The following is a 1139-nucleotide window of genomic DNA, read 5'->3' on the forward strand; positions in this document are numbered from 1 at the left end:
TCGCATCGTCTAGCGGCTCGAGTGTTTGCTTTGCGCCGATCGTCCGGCCGAATGAAACGCCGATTGCCACGACGGCAGGGCCGTCCGGGTGGCTGTTCTTTGGGGTGGCCGCTCTCGCGACAGCCCAGATCAGGTTGCCCAGGTCGTGATCGTCGAGCTGAACGGCATAATAGTCCGTCACGACGCGGCCCTTTCGAGCAGGTCGTCGCCGTCGGCGCACTCGCGCTTCGGCTCGCGATCCGCGAACACCTCGGCGAGCGCCTGCTCCTTCTTCGGGAAGCGCAGCAGCTCGTGCACCCATTGCTTGGCGGCCGTGCGCTTTAGCGCCGTGTCGATCGTGCTCGAGACGCCACGCAGGACCTGGGCGACGAGCTCGGGCAGGGCGCTCGCCTTACCCTTGCGCCAGCGCTCGATCGCGGCCGCGTCGACGAACGGCGCGACGATGTCGAGGAGGCGATCGCGCGGGAGCAGCTTCAGCAGATCCTCGGTGGGATCGAATAGCTGGCGCAGGCTCTGCTCGTGCACGCCGGTAATCCGGCACTCGTCCGCGACGGCATCATGAACGGCCGACATGTAGCCGTGGGCGTTCAGGGTGCGGTCGAGCGCCATTCCGGCCACGACGGCCGCCCCGAGCCGCTTCAGGTCGGCCGGCGCTTCTCGCCACATTCGGAAGCTCTCAGCCTGATCCTCCTCCTGCAGAGACGCGCTGGCTATCAGCTCGCGCCGGGCTTGTTCCCACACGTCGGTTCCGGCAGCTGCGTCCAGGTGGGGACGCGCGATCTCCGGATCATGCACGGTGCCGATCGATCCGACCCCGGTGTGACGCGCAGCTGCGAAGCCGGCGCTGAAGTCCCGAAGCTGGGACCAGACCAGAAGATCGAGGCCAACATCGCCGTCCGCCTTGGCATTCCAGACCAAGGCGGCGCGGAGCAGCATGCGGCGCATCGATCGGAAGATCTCCACGCCGTTGGCCGTCACGCCATCATCTTCCTTGAACGCGGCGCGCACCGCGGCGAGGTCCGGATCGCCCGAGTAGGTCGAGATCGCCGCGGCCGGGTTGGACGGCAGGCGCTCGCGCGAGACGGCGCCCTTGGTGCCGGTGCCGAACTTCGCCTTGCGGCTGGCCCACCAGAAAGTGG

The 1139-nt window shown here is 67.9% G+C and carries 2 protein-coding genes; both read right to left on the reverse strand.

All coding sequences use genetic code 11. The features are described from left to right. Positions 1–181: hypothetical protein (locus PYV61_RS25590; RefSeq protein WP_275836713.1), on the reverse strand; the 181-nt coding region annotated here is incomplete at its 3' end. Beyond that, on the reverse strand, positions 178–1139 hold a 962-nt coding region (locus tag PYV61_RS25595), incomplete at its 5' end, for a hypothetical protein (RefSeq protein ID WP_275836714.1). The genes PYV61_RS25595 and PYV61_RS25590, both read right to left, overlap by 4 nt.

The organism is Roseisolibacter sp. H3M3-2 (assembly GCF_029211165.1).
Classification (GTDB): Bacteria; Gemmatimonadota; Gemmatimonadetes; order Gemmatimonadales; family Gemmatimonadaceae; genus Roseisolibacter.